13 protein-coding genes are annotated in these 13,826 nt (G+C 63.6%); 12 read left to right on the top strand and 1 reads right to left on the bottom strand.

Annotated elements, in window-relative coordinates; all coding sequences use genetic code 11:
- Positions 1-5: 5 nt before the first annotated feature.
- Positions 6-1,532, bottom strand: coding sequence for an O-antigen ligase (locus DMX12_RS11125; RefSeq protein WP_054881814.1), 1,527 nt, complete (start codon positions 1,530-1,532; stop codon positions 6-8).
- Positions 1,533-1,733: 201 nt separating this feature from the next.
- Between DMX12_RS11125 and DMX12_RS11120 the strand changes: the two genes are divergently transcribed.
- The 12 genes from DMX12_RS11120 to DMX12_RS11065 all read left to right on the top strand — a co-directional run bounded on the left by DMX12_RS11120 (position 1,734) and on the right by DMX12_RS11065 (position 13,806).
- Positions 1,734-3,110, top strand: a complete 1,377-nt coding sequence (locus DMX12_RS11120) for an oligosaccharide flippase family protein (RefSeq protein ID WP_110677559.1) — start codon at positions 1,734-1,736, stop codon at positions 3,108-3,110.
- A gap of 45 nt (positions 3,111-3,155) precedes the next feature.
- Entirely contained in the window at positions 3,156-3,350 is a 195-nt protein-coding gene (locus tag DMX12_RS11115) for a hypothetical protein (protein ID WP_110677557.1), read from the top strand.
- Positions 3,347-4,813, top strand: coding sequence for a GMC oxidoreductase (locus DMX12_RS11110; RefSeq protein ID WP_110677555.1), 1,467 nt, complete (start codon positions 3,347-3,349; stop codon positions 4,811-4,813). The genes DMX12_RS11115 and DMX12_RS11110 overlap by 4 nt, the downstream gene beginning before the upstream one ends.
- 103 nt (positions 4,814-4,916) lie before the next feature.
- Positions 4,917-5,534, top strand: coding sequence for an acyltransferase (locus DMX12_RS11105; protein ID WP_009682743.1), 618 nt, complete (start codon positions 4,917-4,919; stop codon positions 5,532-5,534).
- Positions 5,527-6,483, top strand: a complete 957-nt coding sequence (locus tag DMX12_RS11100) for a glycosyltransferase family 2 protein (RefSeq protein ID WP_110677553.1) — start codon at positions 5,527-5,529, stop codon at positions 6,481-6,483. Before DMX12_RS11105 ends, DMX12_RS11100 begins: the two co-directional genes overlap by 8 nt.
- A gap of 8 nt (positions 6,484-6,491) precedes the next feature.
- The gene (locus DMX12_RS11095) at positions 6,492-7,016 is read left to right on the top strand and encodes a serine O-acetyltransferase (RefSeq protein ID WP_029885432.1); all 525 of its coding nucleotides are present in this window, start codon (positions 6,492-6,494) and stop codon (positions 7,014-7,016) included.
- A gap of 5 nt (positions 7,017-7,021) precedes the next feature.
- A complete protein-coding gene (locus DMX12_RS11090; RefSeq protein WP_110677551.1) occupies positions 7,022-7,999 on the top strand; it encodes a glycosyltransferase family 2 protein in 978 nt (325 codons plus the stop codon).
- Between the two features lie 9 nt (positions 8,000-8,008).
- Entirely contained in the window at positions 8,009-9,013 is a 1,005-nt protein-coding gene (locus DMX12_RS11085) for a VirK/YbjX family protein (protein ID WP_110677549.1), read from the top strand.
- A gap of 49 nt (positions 9,014-9,062) precedes the next feature.
- Complete coding sequence (locus tag DMX12_RS11080) at positions 9,063-10,265, top strand: glycosyltransferase family 4 protein (RefSeq protein WP_009682748.1); 1,203 nt, start codon at positions 9,063-9,065, stop codon at positions 10,263-10,265.
- Positions 10,262-11,449 carry a glycosyltransferase family 2 protein gene (locus DMX12_RS11075; protein ID WP_110677547.1) on the top strand — a complete coding sequence of 396 codons (1,188 nt, stop codon included), beginning with the start codon at positions 10,262-10,264 and terminating at the stop codon, positions 11,447-11,449. Before DMX12_RS11080 ends, DMX12_RS11075 begins: the two co-directional genes overlap by 4 nt.
- The gene (locus tag DMX12_RS11070) at positions 11,449-12,207 is read left to right on the top strand and encodes a WecB/TagA/CpsF family glycosyltransferase (protein WP_110677545.1); all 759 of its coding nucleotides are present in this window, start codon (positions 11,449-11,451) and stop codon (positions 12,205-12,207) included. Before DMX12_RS11075 ends, DMX12_RS11070 begins: the two co-directional genes overlap by 1 nt.
- A 177-nt stretch (positions 12,208-12,384) precedes the next feature.
- The gene (locus DMX12_RS11065) at positions 12,385-13,806 is read left to right on the top strand and encodes an undecaprenyl-phosphate glucose phosphotransferase (protein ID WP_009682751.1); all 1,422 of its coding nucleotides are present in this window, start codon (positions 12,385-12,387) and stop codon (positions 13,804-13,806) included.
- Positions 13,807-13,826 lie beyond the last annotated feature (20 nt).

Genomic DNA, 13,826 nt, shown 5'->3' with positions numbered 1-13,826 from the left:
GAACATTACCTGGGTTGGAGGTCGGGTTCGGCCAGTGCCACCGCGGGGCTGGCATGCAGCCGCCGCACCATCTGGGTATAGGCCACGCCCAGACCGGCGATCGACCAGTACACCACGGGGATGAAGGTGATGCTGCTGACGGTGAAGATGATCACCAGAATGCCGATCAGCGTTGCCAGCAACACGCGGCCGAGCTGTCGTCGTTCGTCGTCCTTGTCCGGGAAGCTGCGCATCGCCTTGCGGATACCGTGCAGCACCACGGCAAAGAACGCCACGAACAGGCCAAGCCCGACCAGCCCCACGCGCAGTGCCAGGTTGATGTAGGTGTTGACGATGTCGATGATGCCTTCACCCTGGATCATCGCCTGCATTTCCGGGGTGTTGCGGAAGTCGAACGAGCCGAACAGCGGATTGCGCTGGATGACGATCCACGAGTTGTCCATCAGCCGCTCGCGGTAGGTGATGTTTTCCTTTTCGATATTGCCGATGTAGGGCAGCAGGTCCAGCACCTTGTCACCGCCCGGCACCACCGTCAGCAACGGCAGCGTTAGCATGCCGGCCGCCCCCAGCAGCGCCAGGCGCCTGACCGCACCTTTGCCCAGCGCGATGAACACCACCACGATGACCACTGCGCCAATCCACGGCCCACGGGACAACGGCGCGAACAGGCCGGCCGCCAGCAGCAGGGCGCCCATGGCCCTGTGCAAGGGCCGCTGCACGTAACCCTGCACGAACAGGAACAAGCCGATCGCCACGCTCATCACATAGCCCAGTGCGATCGCCTGGCCGGTGGTGACACTGGCGCGCAGGGCGCCGCCACGGCTCAGGTAGCCGGACATGCTCCAAGGCACGCCCATGGCGTCGACCAAGGCGCTGTACAGCAACCAGTGGCGCACGTATTCGGCAACCGCGATCAGGGCCATGACGAAGGAGGTGAGCACGAACGCCAGCATCGCGTCCTTGAAGTCGCTGAGCTGGCGCAGGCCACGGCTGGCCACGTAGTACGGCAGGAATACGTCGACATACAGGTACAGGGCCTGGCGCAAGGTATCGGTCAGGGTGGTCTCGCGCAGGTAAAGCACGCTCATCAGCACCAGCCCGGCGGCCAGCAGCCGGTCGGCCCAGGTGCGCCCAAAGCGCACGCTGTCGGGGTGCCGGCGCAGCTCCAGCGCAGCCGGCAGCAGCACGCACAGCGTCAGCAGGCGAATGTGGTTCAGGTCGACCAGGTAATTGACAACGCCGAACCCCGGCACTTGCACCGAGGCCGGCGGGATCAGGAACAACAGCATGTAGAACAGCGCCATGGGGTTGTGCTCGCGGCGCCGTGCCAGCAACAGGATGGCCGCACCCGCGCCCAGGTACAGCCAAAAGCTGTGCGAGACGAACGCCAGCACGGTAAGCAGGAACCACAAATTGCGCCGGCGCTTGTAATCGCTGAGCGGAATCAGGTCGGTGGCCGGCCGCCGCGCCAACAGGAAGACCACGCTCGCCAGAAACAGGATTACGATCAACGCACGAAAATGTTCAGGCATCGGCTATGTGCACCTTTCCTTCGGTGGGCAAACGGCGGCTGCCCTGTCGCGGAACTACACTGTCTTCGGGCGAGTGGCAACGCCGGCCGGGCTCCCAAGACGCCGCCAGGCAGTGAGGCGCTGAGTTGCGGGCCAGGGCACTAGCATCGTGGCTAATTGAAACTATAGTGACTTTTAGCCAATCAGTCAGAGAATGAATTCATGCCGTCGATTGATGTGTCAGCCTCCGCGAGCCTGCGCAAGCGGGCCATGCGGGCTGGGTCGTGGAACCTGGTCTCGCAGGTGGCTTCACAGGTCATGCGCCTTGGCGGCAACCTCATCATGGCGCGGCTGTTGCTGCCGGAAATGTTCGGCGTCATGGTCATCGCCACCACCGTTTCGGTCCTCCTGCATCTGCTGTCCGATGTTGGCCTGCGCCAGAACATCATCCAGAGCCACCGTGGCGACGACCCGGACTTTCTCAATACGGCGTGGACCGTGCAGATCATCCGCGGCTTCGTGCTGTTCGCCCTGACGCTGCTGCTGGCCCTGGCGGCCTGGGTGGCGCAGTACCAGCAGTTGTGGCCGGCAGACTCCACCTATGCCGCCCCTGTGCTGCCGATGGTGCTGGCGGTTACCGGCCTGTCGGCGCTGATATGGGGCTTCCAATCCACCAAGATCGATGTTGCGGTGCGTACCTTCCAGCAGAAGCGCGTGGTGCTGGTCGACCTGGCGTCGCAACTGGCCGGGCTGGTGGTGATGCTGGTACTGGGCGTGCTGACCCACTCGATCTGGGCCCTGGTCATCGCGGGCCTGGTCTCGGCGGTGGCCTGGACTGTGCTGGGCCACACCGCGCTGGAGGGCCCGCGCAACCACTTGCGCTGGGACCGTACGGCACTCACCGAACTGATCGTGTTCGGCCGCTGGATCCTGTTGTCGTCGATGGTCGGGGTACTGGCCATGTACGGTGACCGTATCTGGTTTGGCGCCAGCATGTCGGCGGCGCAATTGGGGGTGTACTCCATTGCCGTGCTCATCCTTGGCGCGGTTCAGACGGCGCTGATGAAGATCGTCGGCGCCGTGGCGCTGCCAGCGTTCAGCGAGGCGGCCAGGGCCGACGACAAAGCGCGGCTGAAGACCCTGTATTACCGCTTCCGTTTGCTGGTCGACCTGCTGGTGCTGTTCATTTGCGGGGGCTTCCTCACAGCCAGCCCGCTGCTGATTGGCTGGATGTACGATGATCGCTACCAGGAAGCTGGCCAAATGCTGGCGATTCTTTCGCTGTCCTTCATCGTATTGCGCTATACCTTGGCTCATCAGGTATGGATTGCGTTGGGCCTCACCAAGTACCAGGCCATGGACAACATCATCCGCCTGGTTTCGCTGTGGGGGCTCCTGCCGCTGTTGCTGGCGCTGGGAGGTGTGCAATGGGCGATCTGGGGGGTGGCCCTGCACACGGTGCCGACGCTGGTACTGGTTGTTCATGTCAATCGCAAGCTGGGCATCTTCAGCCTCAAACGTGAGCTGGTGGTGCTACCGATGCTGCTGGTGGGGGCGCTGTGCGGGGTGTTGCTCACGGCCTTCTTCAACTGGCTGTAGGGCTGCGTGCTGGGTGTAACTTTCATGGGGACAGGTCACAGGATCATGGGGAAGCTCACTTTTTGTACTGCGCAGTTGGGTCGTAGAGGCTTTCTCCAGAGTTGCGTGCTGCTGGGCGTGGGCAGCGCGGCGTTCGGCGCCACGGCGGTGTTTGCTGGCAAACCGGTTGAGGAACCAGGGTTCGTGGTGATCAACGGCTGGGTACTGCCGTCCCGCTATTTTCGGAACCAGCCAGCATGATCCAGGACTATGAGCAGCAGAAAACGCTGCGCGACAACTACGATTTCTGCATCATCGGGGCTGGCCCTGCGGGGATCACCCTTGGCCTGCGCCTGGCGGCAGCCGGCTGGAACGTGTTGCTGGCCGAAGGTGGGGGGCGTGAGTACGCCCCGCATTCGCAAGCCCTGTACGCCTGCCCCTCGACCGGCCTGGAGCTGTATGCCGAGGAAACCCGCCTACGTTACCTGGGCGGCACATCCAACCATTGGGCCGGCCGGTGTCGGCCCTTCACGGCTTCCGACTTCGCCGTGGCCCCACCGGGTGAGTTGCCGGGTTGGCCGATTGCCTATGCGGAGATCGAGCCCTACCTGCCGGTGGCCATGGATATCGTCGACCTGCCCGCCGGGGCGGATTTTCGGGCACTGAACACCGCGCTCGAGGGTGGCGACTTCGAAGCTGACCGTTTCCTGCTCAGCACCCCGACCCGCTTTGCCCAGAAATACGCCACGGCGCTGGAGCAGACCAAGGGCCTGGACCTGTTCATCAATTGCAACTGCGTGGACCTGGAATTCGACCAGGCATCCGGCCACCTGGCGGCGGTGGTGCTGTCGGACTACCAGCGCAATCGCCAGCGTCTGGTGGCCCGCAACTTCATCCTGGCCACGGGGGCCATCGAGAATGCCCGACAGCTGCTGAACAGCCAGTCCCTGGTGGCTGCGGGGGTGGTCAACAAGGAAGGCCTGGTTGGCGCGTGCTTCATGGAGCACCTGAACATCGAGATGGGCACCTTCATCCTCAAGTCCGGGCAAGACCCGGAGCCGCGCCAGTACTACACCACCGATGCCTTCCTCGCCGAATACCAGGCCGGCAAAGGCAACGTCACCACAGCCCTGTTGGCCGATGTGCAAACCTATGGCCGCACTGCCGAGGTCAAGCATTTTCTCGAGAACCTGGCCTGCGACATGGGGATTTCCAGCAAGATCGAGTTCGTGGCCAAGTTCAGCTGCCCCGGTGACGGCGTGATCAGTACCATGATCGAGCAGTTCCCCAACCTGCACAGCCGCATTTCGCTGCTCGACGAGCACGACGCGCTGGGGGTGCCGAAGGTCAGCGTGAACTGGGTGCTCAGTGCCGATGACCGCCACACCATCAAGTGCATCGGTACCGAGCTGGCCAAGCAGTTCGCTGACACGGGCCTGGGCTTCGTCAAACTCAACGAGTTTGTCTATGACACTTCGATACCGCTGAAAATGGCGCCCCATGCCCACCACATGGGCACCACGCGCATGGCCGCGTCAGCGCAAACGGGCGTCGTGGACGGCAACTGCCGGTTATTCGGCACGCAAAACCTGTATGTCGCCGGCAGCAGTATTTTTGCCAAGGGCGGCGCCTCCAACCCGACCATGCCGCTGTTGCAGTTCGCCGTGCGGCTGGCCGACCACCTTGACGCGAAAATGAGGACGGAAAGCGGCGCCGCCGCGTGAACCATGTTGTACACAGGTTGAGTGCGTAGTGGTCAGCATCTAGAAGAACGAGACCGCATCGCCTCAGGGCATTCGAGCCGTATTGATCGCGAGGCCAGGAAGGATGATGGGATGGATACGCAAGGCAGTGGCACATTACGCACATGCAACCGGGCGCGGAGGCACGTTCTACCGCCGGTTCTGCAGGCCGTCGGGGCTGGAGTGGGGCGCCTACCTCAAACGCTGGGGCAACTTTCACTCGGTAGGCGACAATTTCTTCGTCAATGCCGGCTGCAAGTTCCTCGACCCGTCACTGGTGCGTATCGGCAACAGCGTGGGGTTGTCCGACTGCACGTTGATCGGCCACGACGGGGTGGTCTTGCTGATCGAACACCGGTTTGGCAAGCACCTTGATTCGGTCGGTTTCATCGACATCAAGGACAACTGCTTCATCGGCCACGGTGCGATCATCATGCCGCGGGTGACCATCGGCCCCGAGTCCATCGTCGCGGCAGGGGCGGTGGTCACCAAGGACGTGCCACCGGGCACCGTCTACGGCGGCAACCCGGCCGTGTTCATCTGCACCACCGAGGCGCTGGTCAAACGGGTCGAGGCACGCTGCGAAGCCTACCCGTGGATCGACCTGATCAAACAGCGCGACGGCGCCTACGACCCCACGGTTGAGCCGCAACTGATGGCGCAGAGGCGCCAGTACTTCTTCGGGGATGGCAATAATGGCTAGCAAACCGGTCGACGTGATGGTGGTCAATTTCAACACCGCCGGGTTGCTGCAGCCAATGTTCGATGCCTTGCGCCGCGCAGGCAGCGAACACCTGGCCAGTTACCTGGTGGTGGACAATGCCTCCGTCGACGACTCGCTGCAGCGCATGGCCGAGGTTTGCCCGGAAGCAGTGTTGCTGAGCAACAAGCAGAACGTGGGTTTTGGCCGCGCCAACAACCAGTTGCTGGCCCACCTGCAAGGCAAGTATGCATTGTTGCTGAACACCGATGCGTTCGTGGCTGCCGATTCCCTGCAAAAAACCCTCGACTACATGGATGCCCACCCGGACTGCGGTGTGCTGGGGGTACGCCTCGAAGGCCGTGAGGGTGACCTGCAACCCAGCTGCCGCTATTTTCCCACGCCGCTGAACGTCTTCGTCGGGCGTACCGGCCTGGGGCGCCTGTTCCCTGGGCTGAAAATGGTCGACGACATGGACTGGGACCACGCTTCGGTCCGCGAATGCGACTGGTTGCCCGGGTGCTTCTACCTGGTACGCCGCGAAGTGCTGGACCAGGTAGGCCTGTTCGATCCGCGCTACTTTCTTTATTACGAGGAAGTCGACCACTGCAAGCGGGTCAAGCAGGCCGGCTGGAAAGTGGTGTTCTACCCACATACCACGGTGGTCCACATAGGGGGTGAAAGCTCCAAGTCAGTCACCGAGCTGGAAGCTGCCAGCCGGCAGATTTCCGCCTACCAGATCGAGAGCGAGCTGCTGTATTTCCGCAAGCACCATGGCTTGGCTGGGCTGGCGTTGCATATGCTGCTGGTGACCGTGGGCGACCTGGTGCTGGCACTCAAAGCGCTGTTGAAACGACGCGGCCGGGGCGCGATACAGGCCTGCTGGCGTCATTGCCGGGCGACCTGGTCACTGCTGTTGCAGACCCGTTACGCCAGCCAACCGACAAGGTAGCTACCGTCATGTTCGAGAATATTCGCGCCGACCTGCGGGCCCATGGTGGCGACTGGGGCGCCCAGGGCTTCTGGGTATTGCTGGTGTACCGCTTCGGCCGCTGGCGCTACGGCGTGCGCCCGGCGCTGCTGCGCAAGCTGTGCTCACTGGTGTACAAGGTGCTGTTCAAATTCGTGCAGATCATCACCGGGGTGGAATTGCCTTGCGAGGCGGTGATCGGCCGCAATTTCGTCATCGACCATTTCGGTGGCATCGTGGTCAGCGGCTACGCCCGGTTCGGCGACGACTGTCGCATCCGCAATGGCGTGGTGGTGGGCCTGAAAAATGTCGACGAGCCCATCGCCCCGGTGTTCGGCAACAACGTCGATATAGGTACGGGCGCCAAGATACTGGGCAGCATTCGCATTGGCAACAACGTGATCATTGGTGCCAATGCCGTGGTGCTGGTGGATGTGCCAGATAACTCCCTGGCTGTCGGCGTACCGGCAGTCATCAAGGCCCGGCACCTGGTCGCCCCGGCGGCGGTCGAGTGAGGCCCTTGGCGATGCAGACCGGCGTGGTGGTCATTGGCCGCAACGAGGGCCAGCGTTTGCAGCGCTGCCTGCGCTCGCTGGCCCATGGGGCCGACAAGGTCGTGTATGTAGACTCGGGCTCCAGCGACGGTTCGCAACAACTGGCCGCTGCCCTGGGCGTCGAGGTGCTGGCGTTGGACATGGGCACCCCGTTCACCGCGGCAAGGGCGCGTAACGAAGGCTTTGCCGTGTTGCAGCGGTTGCTGCCCGCCATGCACTGGGTGCAGTTCGTCGATGGCGACTGCGAAGTGGATGCCTGCTGGCTGGCCACCGCCCAGGCGTTTCTGGCCGCACACCCCGCGGTGGCGGTGGTGTGTGGCCGGCGCCGCGAACGCTTCGCGCAGCGCTCGGTGTACAACCTGTTGTGCGACCTGGAATGGGACACCCCGATCGGCGAGGCCAAGGCCTGCGGCGGTGACGCGTTGATGCGGGTAGACGCTTTCGTCGCCGTGAGCGGTTTTCGCCCTGACCTGATCGCCGGGGAAGAGCCGGAGCTGTGCGTGCGCTTGCGCGCCAAGGGCTGGAAAATCTGGCGCCTGGATGCCGAGATGACCTTGCACGACGCCGACATGACCCGGTTCAGCCAATGGTGGCGGCGCAGCCTGCGTGCCGGGCATGCCTACGCCGAGGGCGCCTATCTGCACGGGCAGCCTCCCGAGCGGCACTGGTTGCGCGAGTCGCGCCGGGCCTGGGTGTGGGGCCTGGGCATTCCCGTGTCGATCGTGCTGGCCTGCCTGCTGGTGGGCGGCTGGGGCTTGGGGTTGTTGTTGATCTACCCGTTGCAGGCCATGCGCCTGGCGCAGCGGGGCAACAGGTCGCCGCGCGAAAACTGGCTGCAGGCCGTTTTTCTGGTACTGGGCAAGTTCCCCGAAATGCTCGGCCAGCTGAAGTTCCTGCGCCACCGCCTGGCGGCTGGCAAAGCGGCTTTGATCGAGTACAAGTGAGAGAGGCCCATGATGCTCGGCACCCTCGTGAAAAGCGTGTTTACCCTGCAACCCGGTTACTCGTTGCGGGCATTGCACAACAAGTACAAGCTGAGCCTGCAGATGGCCAGGCATTGGCCGCAGCTGGACACCTTCATGCAGCGCCTGACCGCGGCGCTGGGCCAGCCGGGGTTGCAGCGGCTGGGCGTTGACTGCATCGGTGTCGTGCAATGGCCCTATATCAGCCAGCACTGGCAGGCGCCGCAACGCCTCGATGCAGTGGCCTCGCACTTCGAGCTGGTGGCCCGGCATTTTCCTGGGCTGTTGCTGTTGGGCCGGGACGACAGCCTTGCCCTGTGTGACCTGGGTAGCTACTCGCCGGGCTGCTGCCTGGTGCTCGACCGGCCGATCTGGTTCAAGCGCGAAGGCGAGCTGGTGCTCAACCTGTTCCAGGGTGACCTGCGTGTGGCGTCCCTGGCGTTCACCCTGTGCCAGGGGCCGGCCGGCATTGGTTTGTACATCGGCGCAGTGCAGGGCATCCATAAAGGCATCGACAGCGACACCTCGCTGGCCATCTACCGCGACCTGACCAAAGACTTCAAGGGGTTGCGCCCGCGCAGCTTGCTGCTGGAGGCGTTGAAGTGCCTGGCCAGAACGTTGGGGGTCGCCCGGTTGTACGCCGTGAACGATGCCAGCCGGCATCACCGCCACGCTTATTTTGGCCGTGACAAGGGCCAGGAGCTGGCGGCCAACTACGATGCTATCTGGCAGGAGCATGGTGCCAGCGCTTCGGAGCATGCCGATTTCTACAGCCTGCCATTGGCGCCGGCGCAGCGTGCCGAGGCCGACATTCCGGCAAAGAAACGGGCGATGTATCGCCGTCGCCAGGCATTGCTCGACGATGTATTCACCCGCTTGCAAGCAGCTTTGCCAAGCAATGGTGCCAACCATGGACTACAAGGAACACAGGGGGATGCATTTGCTGTGAGTGCATCGGCAGTAGGCAGGCCGCCGGTAGTCGACAGCCTGAAGTAAAGGTTGCCTGGGGCGGTTGGTCATCAAGCGGGTTTGGATCTGGGTTCATATGCGCATTGCTTATTTCATCAATCAGTACCCGAAGGTCAGCCACAGTTTTATCCGCCGCGAGATCCTGGCGCTGGAGCGCCAAGGGGTAGAGGTGCAGCGCCTGGCACTGCGCGGCTGGGACGCCGAGGTGCAGGATGCCGAGGACGTGGCCGAGCGGGGCAAGACCCGCTACGTGCTGCAAGGCGGGCTGAAGCAGCTGTTGCGGCCCATGTGGCAGGTATTGCGCGCGCAGCCGCGGCGCTTTGGCCGGGCGCTGTGGCTGGCACTACGGCTTGGCCGCCGGGCGGACCGCGCCTGGCCCTACCACCTGGTGTATCTGGCCGAAGCCTGCCAGGTGCTGCAGTGGCTGCAGGCAGGGCAGGCGCAGCACGTGCACGCGCACTTTGGCACCAACTCTACCGAAGTGGTCATGCTGGCCAACATGCTGGGCGGGCCGGCCTACAGTTTCACCGTGCACGGCCCCGAAGAGTTCGACAAGCCGCAGTTCCTGCACCTGGGGGAAAAGGTCCGGCGCGCCGCTTTTGTCGCGGCGGTCAGCTCGTATGGGCGCAGCCAGCTGTTGCGCTGGGTGGCCCACGAGCACTGGGCCAAGGTCAAGGTGGTGCATTGTGGGCTGGAGCGCGCGTTCCATGCGGTGCCTGCGGTAGAGGCGCCCGCGGCGCCACGCCTGGTGTGCGTTGGGCGCCTGTGTGAGCAGAAAGGCCAGTTGTTGCTGCTGGAGGCCGCGCGCCGGCTGGCGGCCCAGTCGCAGGCTTTTGAGTTGGTGCTGGCCGGTGACGGTGAAATGCGCGAGCAGATCGAGGCCTTGATTGCCCGCCACGGCCTGCAGCAGCACGTACGCATTACTGGCTGGATCAGCAGTGCACAGGTGCGCGACGAGATCCTCGCTGCCCGCGCTCTGGTATTGCCCAGCTTTGCCGAGGGCCTGCCGGTGGTGATCATGGAGGCCATGGCCTTGCGCCGCCCGGTGCTGACCACGTTTGTTGCCGGGATCCCGGAACTGGTCAGGCCCGGCGAGAACGGCTGGCTGTTCCCCGCAGGCGCGGTGGACGAGCTGGCAGCGGCCATGGCCGAGTGCCTGGCGCAACCTGCCGAGGTGTTGCAGCGCATGGGCCAGGCGGCCTACGAACGGGTACTGCAACGGCACGACATCGACACCGAGGCGGCCAGGCTGGCCGGCTACTTCAAGGCATTCGCATGATAAGTGTATTAGCGTGGTTGCTGGGCCTGCTGACGGTCATCGTCCTGGTGCCGGTGTTGGTGTTTTCGCTGCAGGTATTGCTGGCTTGCCTGCCCGCACGCAGGCCGCCACCGTGCACCACGGCGCGGCCAACGCTTGCGGTGTTGGTGCCGGCGCACAACGAGGCCTCGATCATCCAGGCCAGCCTGGCGAGCATCGTGCCGCAACTGCTCGAGGGTGACCGCTTGCTGGTAGTGGCCGACAACTGTTCCGACACCACGGCGCAGCTGGCCCGCGAAGCGGGGGCCGAAGTGGTGGAGCGGTATGACGCCCAGTTGCGCGGCAAAGGCTATGCCCTGGACTTCGGCGTGCGCCATCTGGCGCGCCTGCCCCCTGAGGTGGTGATCGTGGTGGATGCCGATTGCCAGGTCGGCGAGGGCGCTATCGATATCCTGGCTCGGCGTTGCCGTGAAACGGCGCGCCCGGTGCAGGCGCTGTACCTGATGCGGGCACCTGCAGGTGCCGGGCTGAAAGTGCAGGTCGCCGAATTTGCCTGGCGGGTGAAGAACCTGGTTCGCCCGCGTGGCTGGGCGCGGTTGGGCTTGCCTTGCCAGCTGATGGGCGCCGGTATGGCCTTCGGCTGGCACGACCTGCGCCAGGTCAACCTCGCCAATGGCCATCTGGTCGAGGATGTGAAACTCGGGCTGGATCTTTGCCAACAAGGCAAGCCACCGCTGTTCTGCCCCGAAGCCTTGGTGACCAGCCAGTTCCCGCTCAGCCCGCAAGGCCTCAACAGCCAGCGTACGCGCTGGGAGCACGGCCACCTGGGGTTGATGCTGACCGATGGGCCCAAGCGGGCGCTGGCTGCCATCACCCAGCGCAATGGTGCCCTCGCGGCGATGACCCTGGACCTGGTGGTATCACCCTTGGCGTTGCTGGTGTTGGCGCTGCTGGGGTTCAACCTGCTGACCTGGCTGCTTTACTTGGTAACCGGGCTGGCGGCCCCTGCAGGGTTCGCCCTGTTGGGGCTGGGGTTGCTCGGCGTGGCGGTGGTGGTGGCCTGGGCGCGCTTCTGTCGGGAGCTGATCCCGTTCTCTGTGTTGCTGTACGCACCGTTCTACGCAGCCAGGAAAATCCCCCTCTACCTGGGCTTTCTGATCAAGCGCCAGGTCGAATGGGTGCGCTCTAAACGGGATGACGACTGATGAGCCAGCGGCAATGGCAGCAACGCTGGGGGCGCCTGGTCGGGCAGCTGCATGTGGTCGCCGACGAAAACGCCGTGCAGCGCCTGCTTGAGCACCTGACAACCCCGAGCAAAGCGACGGTGCTGGGGTTCGTCAATGCCCACGCAATGAACCTGGTGGTGCGCGACGGGGCTTATTGCCAGGCACTGTCGGCAGCCGATGTGTTGCTGCGCGATGGCTCCGGCATGGCGATCCTTTACCGCCGCCTGGGCCTGGAGCCCGGCCTGAACATGAACGGTACCGATTTCATTCCCAGGCTGCTGGCGGCGTACCGGGGGCGCAAGGTGGCCTTCTGGGGCACGCGGCAACCCTACCTGCACCAGGCGGTGCAGCACTGCGCCGACACCTTCGGCGTGGCGCCGGTGTCGGTTCACGACGGCTTTGCCACTGTCGATACCTACTTGCAACTGGCGCGCGAGCATCAACCCGAACTGATCGTGCTGGGCATGGGCATGCCCAAGCAGGAAGCGGTCGCCGCACAGTTGGCCGGCATCAGCGGCCCCTGCCTGATCGTGTGTGGCGGGGCGATCCTGGACTTTCTCGGCGGCAAGGTCAGCCGCGCCCCCGGCTGGCTGCGGGCGGTTGGCGGCGAGTGGCTGTATCGGCTGTGGCGTGAGCCCAGGCGCCTGTTCATGCGCTACGTGGTGGGCAACCCGCTGTTTCTGCTGCGCACGTTGCTGTATCGGCGGGCGAGCGCTGCGGCCAGGCGCACGCTGTGAATCGGCCAAAAGCTGTGGCAGCACGTATTCCGGGCCCGCCTGCGGCAGCTGGCTGCTACAGTGATATCAATGGTTTGGACGCTGTGCGCTTCGCCGCGTGCGGCGCTGCATGGCTGTGATTCAAGACTGGTTGTTGGCTGTAAGGCACTTGCCACGCTCCAATTGATGAGGTCTGAAATGGTTTTCGAACCCAGAAGCAGTCGTTCCTTACTCCAGCGCCGAAGCAGTGTCAGCAACGCCATCCAGGCCGGCCTCGACGGCATTGCCGTGACGGGTATCGCCTGGTACCTGATCTATGACCAGTTCGGCTACATCACCTCCGATTACGTGATCATGCTGCTGTTGCTGATCGGCGCACTGGCGGTCATTTATGATCATTACGCAATCTACCGGACCAACGTCGGGCTTTCGATCAAGGCCTTCCGCCTGTTCAAGGCCTGGTCGGCCACGTTCTGCTTTCTGGTGGTCATGGCGTTCCTGACCAAGCAGAGCGAAACCTACTCCCGGCTGCTGGTTGGCCAACTGTTCGTCATCGGTTACTTCGCCCAGCTGTTCCTGCACTTCGCCGTGCGTGAGCTGCAGAAGCGTTTCACCGCACATGCACGCCTGGACAATGCCCTGATCATTGGCAATGGTGACCTGGCCAACTTCCTTTACCAGAAAATCAGCAGCAACCCGTGGTTTGGCGAGCGGGTGCTGGGGTGTGTACTGGTCGACAAGGTTGAACCGCAAGCAGGCGAGGGCGCCGAGGGCAAACAGCGCCTGCCGGTGCTCGGGCATATTGCCGAGCTTGACGAACTGGTCGCCCGCCACGGCATCCGCACGGTCTACCTGGTGACCCCGCTGGGCGGCTCGGAAGTGATCAACGACGTGTACTTCAAGCTGCTCGACAAGTGCATCGCGGTGAACTGGGTACCGGATATCTTCTCGTTGCGCCTGATCAACCACAGTGTGCGGGAAATTGCCGGCATTCCGGTGCTGACCTTGTCGGAAACCCCGCTCACAGGCATGAGCCTGTTCCTGAAAAACCTCGAGGACCGGGTGCTGGCCGCGCTGATCCTGCTGTGTGCGTCGCCGGTATTGCTGGCCGTTGCCCTGGCCATCAAGCTCGACAGCCGCGGCCCGGTGTTTTTCCGCCAGGAGCGTACCGGCTGGACGGGTGAGGCGTTTCGTATCTGGAAATTCAGAAGCATGCATGTGCACCAGCCCGAAGGTGGTGTGGTGCAGCAAGCCCAGAAGAACGATCCGCGGTTGACCCGGGTAGGGGCCTTCATCCGCCGTACCAGCCTCGATGAACTGCCGCAGCTGTTCAATGTGCTGACCGGCGAAATGTCGCTGGTCGGGCCACGGCCGCATGCCTTGCAGCACGACACCTTGTATTCCCAGGACATCGTGGATTACTTCGCTCGCCACAACATCAAGCCGGGCATGACCGGCCTGGCCCAGGTGCGGGGGTTCCGCGGCGAGACCAAGGACATCGAACAGATGATTCAGCGGGTGGACTCCGACATCGAGTACATCAACAACTGGTCGTTGTGGCTGGATTTCGTGATTCTGGTACGCACGTTGAATGCGTTCACCGGTAAACAGGCCTATTGACTGTCATGCGGCCGGTTGCA

This window comes from Pseudomonas sp. MB-090624, assembly GCF_003205245.1.
In the GTDB taxonomy this organism is placed as follows: domain Bacteria; phylum Pseudomonadota; class Gammaproteobacteria; order Pseudomonadales; family Pseudomonadaceae; genus Aquipseudomonas; species Aquipseudomonas juntendi.
The sequence above is the reverse complement of the archived record's forward strand: the minus strand, read 5'-3'. Positions and strand labels throughout refer to the sequence as shown.

What these genes read in the sequence shown, in the direction of transcription:
- DMX12_RS11125 (WP_054881814.1), bottom strand. Translation starts at nt 1,532, where the DNA reads ATGCCTGAACATTTTCGTGCGTTGATCGTAATCCTGTTTCTGGCGAGC.
- DMX12_RS11120 (WP_110677559.1), top strand. Translation starts at nt 1,734, where the DNA reads ATGCCGTCGATTGATGTGTCAGCCTCCGCGAGCCTGCGCAAGCGGGCC.
- DMX12_RS11115 (WP_110677557.1), top strand. Translation starts at nt 3,156, where the DNA reads ATGGGGAAGCTCACTTTTTGTACTGCGCAGTTGGGTCGTAGAGGCTTT.
- DMX12_RS11110 (WP_110677555.1), top strand. Translation starts at nt 3,347, where the DNA reads ATGATCCAGGACTATGAGCAGCAGAAAACGCTGCGCGACAACTACGAT.
- DMX12_RS11105 (WP_009682743.1), top strand. Translation starts at nt 4,917, where the DNA reads ATGATGGGATGGATACGCAAGGCAGTGGCACATTACGCACATGCAACC.
- DMX12_RS11100 (WP_110677553.1), top strand. Translation starts at nt 5,527, where the DNA reads ATGGCTAGCAAACCGGTCGACGTGATGGTGGTCAATTTCAACACCGCC.
- DMX12_RS11095 (WP_029885432.1), top strand. Translation starts at nt 6,492, where the DNA reads ATGTTCGAGAATATTCGCGCCGACCTGCGGGCCCATGGTGGCGACTGG.
- DMX12_RS11085 (WP_110677549.1), top strand. Translation starts at nt 8,009, where the DNA reads ATGATGCTCGGCACCCTCGTGAAAAGCGTGTTTACCCTGCAACCCGGT.
- DMX12_RS11080 (WP_009682748.1), top strand. Translation starts at nt 9,063, where the DNA reads ATGCGCATTGCTTATTTCATCAATCAGTACCCGAAGGTCAGCCACAGT.
- DMX12_RS11075 (WP_110677547.1), top strand. Translation starts at nt 10,262, where the DNA reads ATGATAAGTGTATTAGCGTGGTTGCTGGGCCTGCTGACGGTCATCGTC.
- DMX12_RS11070 (WP_110677545.1), top strand. Translation starts at nt 11,449, where the DNA reads ATGAGCCAGCGGCAATGGCAGCAACGCTGGGGGCGCCTGGTCGGGCAG.
- DMX12_RS11065 (WP_009682751.1), top strand. Translation starts at nt 12,385, where the DNA reads ATGGTTTTCGAACCCAGAAGCAGTCGTTCCTTACTCCAGCGCCGAAGC.